Origin of the sequence: Actinoplanes sp. NPDC051633, from assembly GCF_040681735.1 — a bacterium.
Classification (GTDB): domain Bacteria; phylum Actinomycetota; class Actinomycetes; order Mycobacteriales; family Micromonosporaceae; genus Actinoplanes.
The window spans coordinates 1-3,173 of sequence record NZ_JBFAZH010000919.1 but is presented as its reverse complement, the minus strand read 5'-3'; the positions used below and the strand labels follow the sequence as shown (position 1 = coordinate 3,173).

At 68.8% G+C, this 3,173-nt stretch carries 3 protein-coding genes; 2 read left to right on the top strand and 1 reads right to left on the bottom strand.

Annotated features, from left to right (window positions below; translation table 11 throughout):
- Positions 1-629 (bottom strand): glucuronate isomerase (locus AB0M20_RS34505; protein WP_364304545.1); only part of this gene is annotated, 629 nt, incomplete at its 3' end.
- Between the two features lie 188 nt (positions 630-817).
- On the opposite strand from AB0M20_RS34505, the gene AB0M20_RS34500 reads away from it, so the two are divergent.
- Together AB0M20_RS34500 and AB0M20_RS34495 are read left to right on the top strand one after the other, a co-directional pair.
- Complete coding sequence (locus tag AB0M20_RS34500) at positions 818-2,149, top strand: extracellular solute-binding protein (RefSeq protein ID WP_364304544.1); 1,332 nt, start codon at positions 818-820, stop codon at positions 2,147-2,149.
- 6 nt (positions 2,150-2,155) lie between these two features.
- Entirely contained in the window at positions 2,156-3,133 is a 978-nt protein-coding gene (locus tag AB0M20_RS34495) for a sugar ABC transporter permease (RefSeq protein WP_364304543.1), read from the top strand.
- Positions 3,134-3,173 lie beyond the last annotated feature (40 nt).

The following is a 3,173-nucleotide window of genomic DNA, read 5'->3' as shown; positions in this document are numbered from 1 at the left end:
TTCACGATCGCCGACCAGCCGGGCCGGCCGACCTCGAGGTACCGGTCCGGGCGGAAGGTGGGCGCCACCCGCGTGGCGGTGCGGGACCGCAGGTCGGCGTGGGCCGCCAGGTCGTCGGCCGGATCGTCGGTGGTCGCCATGAAGGCGATGTTGAAGCGTTCGAGGAGGGCGCGCGGGCGGTGGGTCGGCTGCCGCAGCTGGGCGTCGATGGTGTGGTAGAGCTCGTCGGCGTTGGCGGCGGACGGCTGCTCGGTGATCCCGAAGATCGAGGACAGCTCCTCGTCGAACCAGTAGCGGACGGGCGTACCCCGCAGCAGCGCCCAATTGGCACAGAGCAGACGCCAGGCCGCGCGCGCCCGGTCCGGGGCCATCGGCCCCTCCCCCACCCCGAGGTCGGACAGCGGCACCCCGCCGGCGTGCAGCAGCCGGGTCACGTAGTGGTCGGGCTGGATGAACAGCGACGCCGGGTCGGCGAACGGGGTGTCGTCGAGCAGCATCCGGGGGTCGACGTGCCCGTGCGGCGACACGATCGGCAGCGCCCGGACCTCCTCGTAGAGACGCCGGGCGATGGACCGGGTCGCGGGCTCCGGAGGCAGCAGCCGGTCCGGGTGCGGGTTCAGGGCAGCCATGGGCATGAGGGTCGATGTGTGAACCGGTTGTGGGCAAGGGGTTGCCGTCTGTTGCCACGGGTGGCATGGCAACTGCTGGCAACTGATTGCCATACGGAGCGAGTTCTCGAAACCATCGCGTAACAGTGATGCCGATCACTTAACCGGCTGGCCCTCCTGAGGCAGCTCAGTCCCATAGGAGATCAAAGATGCGATACCGAAGAGTGATAGCGCTGGCCGGTGCGACCGTGCTCGCCACGGCGCTCGCGGCGTGCGGCGGAGACGACGAGGGCGGCAGCGGCGGCGGCGAGGGCAAGACCCTGAACGTCCTGATCGGCGCCAACACGCAGTACCCGACCGAGTTCCAGGCCTGGAAGCAGTCGATCAGCGACAAGTTCAAGGCGCAGACCGGCGCGACGGTGAAGTTCGAGGAGTTCGCGACCGCCAACGACGAGCTGACCAAGATCCAGACCTCGGTGGTCTCCGGCACCGGACCCGACGTGTACGCCGTCGGCACCACGCTGACGCCGACCGCCTACTCCACGGGCGCGTTCGTCAAGCTCGGCGACGAGGAGTGGAAGAAGATCGGCGGCAAGGAGAAGTTCAACCCCGCGACGCTGGGGATCTCCGGGCCGGACGAGCAGAACCAGGTCGGCATCCCGTGGGTCAGCCGGCCGTTCGTGATGGCGTACAACACCGAGCTGCTCAAGGCGGCCGGGATCGACAAGCCGGCGACCACCTGGGACGAGCTGGGTCAGCAGGCCAAGCAGATGACCAAGGACGGCCAGTACGGCCTCGCCATCGGATACAAGGACAACTTCGACCCGTGGAAGTTCGCCTGGGGCATGTCCGTGACGGCCGGCAACCCGCTGGTCGACGGCAAGACCGCCCGGCTCAACGACCCGATCACCAAGAAGGCGTACCAGACGTACTTCGGCTGGCTGACCACCGACAAGGTGGTCGACCCGGCGGCGATCGGCTGGACCAACGCGCAGGCGGTCGCCGCCTTCGCCAAGGGCAAGACCGGCTACATCGCGCTGACCGGCCCCACCGGCGTCAAGGCGCTGGACCAGGGCGCGGTGAAGGGCAAGTGGTCGTTCGCGCTGCTGCCGACGGTGCCGCCCGGCGCCACCACCCGGCCGCCGAACGGCGTGGAGGCCGCGAGCATCCTCTCCGGCGACAACCTGCTGGTCGCGGACTACTCCAAGAACAAGGACCTGGCCTTCGAGTACGTGAAGCTGGTGACCGATCAGGAGGCACAGCTCGACTACTACAAGGCACTCGGCAACATGCCCGCGAACGCGGCGGCGCTGCAGACCCTGGTGTCGGACCCGAAGCTGGGCCCGGTCACCGAGGCCGCCAAGAAGTCCGTGGCGACGCCGTTCACCGGCGCCTGGGGTGACATCCAGCTCGCGCTGACGAACGTGGTGGTGCAGTCGCTGCCCGACCTGTCGAAGGGCGAGATCAGTGACGCCCAGCTCGACAGCCGGCTCGCGGATGCCCAGAAGGCCGCACAGTCGGCATTGGACCGGGCGAAGTAGACCGTCATGACAGACGACCGCACGACAACGCAGGCCGTGCTGCCGCCGGCCGCCGGCCCTCCGGAACGGGTGGAGCCGGGCCGGGAGAACCGACGCCGTGGCGTCACCGAGCGGCAGCGCCCACTGTGGCTGCTCGCGCCCGGCGGGCTGCTGATGACGCTGATCATCATCATCCCGCTGGGGCTGGCGGTCTACATCGCGCTCATCGACCTCGACCAGTACACGCTGCGCAGGTGGCTGGACGCCGAGTTCATCGGGCTGAAGAACTTCACCGAGGCGTTCGACTCCGGCCTGCTGCACTCGATCTGGATCAGCGTGTCGTTCGCGGTGCTGTCGACGATTGCGACCGTCCCGTTCGGGATCGCCGCCGCGGTGGCCACCCAGAACGCCTACCGCGGCCGGGCCCTGGTCCGAGCGGTCTTCCTGATCCCGTACGTTTTGCCGTCGTTCGTGGTGGCCACCGTGTGGCGGACCATGCTCCAGCCCGACGGCATCGTCAACTCGCTGCTGGCGAAGGCCGGCATCGACGGCGGGCTGTGGCTCAGCGGGCCGAAGTCGTACTGGACGCTGGTGCTGGTGGAGATCTGGGCGGCGTGGCCGTTCATCTACCTGATGGCGCTGGCCGCGCTGCAGAGCGTCGACGGTGAGGTGCACGAGGCCTCGGCGATCGACGGGGCGGACTGGTGGCCCAAGCTGACCCACGTCATCCTGCCGTACCTGCGCGGCCCGGTGCTGCTGGCCTGCCTGCTGGCGACGCTCAACCACATCAACAACTTCACGCTGCCGTTCGTGCTCTTCGGCGCACCCGCGCCGGACGACGTCAACGTGATGCCGATGATCGTCTACGTCACCAGCTTCCAGAGTCTGCGGTTCGGCCTCAGCGCGGCGATGGCGATCGTGTCGCTGCTGCTCATCGCCATCCCCCTGTTCGTCTACCTGCGTGCGCTCCGGCTGGACGTGCACGAGGACGGAGGCCAGAAATGACCGCCACCGCCCGGACCGCCGGCGCGCCACCGCGCCGGCG

What these genes read in the sequence shown, in the direction of transcription:
- AB0M20_RS34500 (WP_364304544.1), top strand. Translation starts at nt 818, where the DNA reads ATGCGATACCGAAGAGTGATAGCGCTGGCCGGTGCGACCGTGCTCGCC.
- AB0M20_RS34495 (WP_364304543.1), top strand. Translation starts at nt 2,156, where the DNA reads ATGACAGACGACCGCACGACAACGCAGGCCGTGCTGCCGCCGGCCGCC.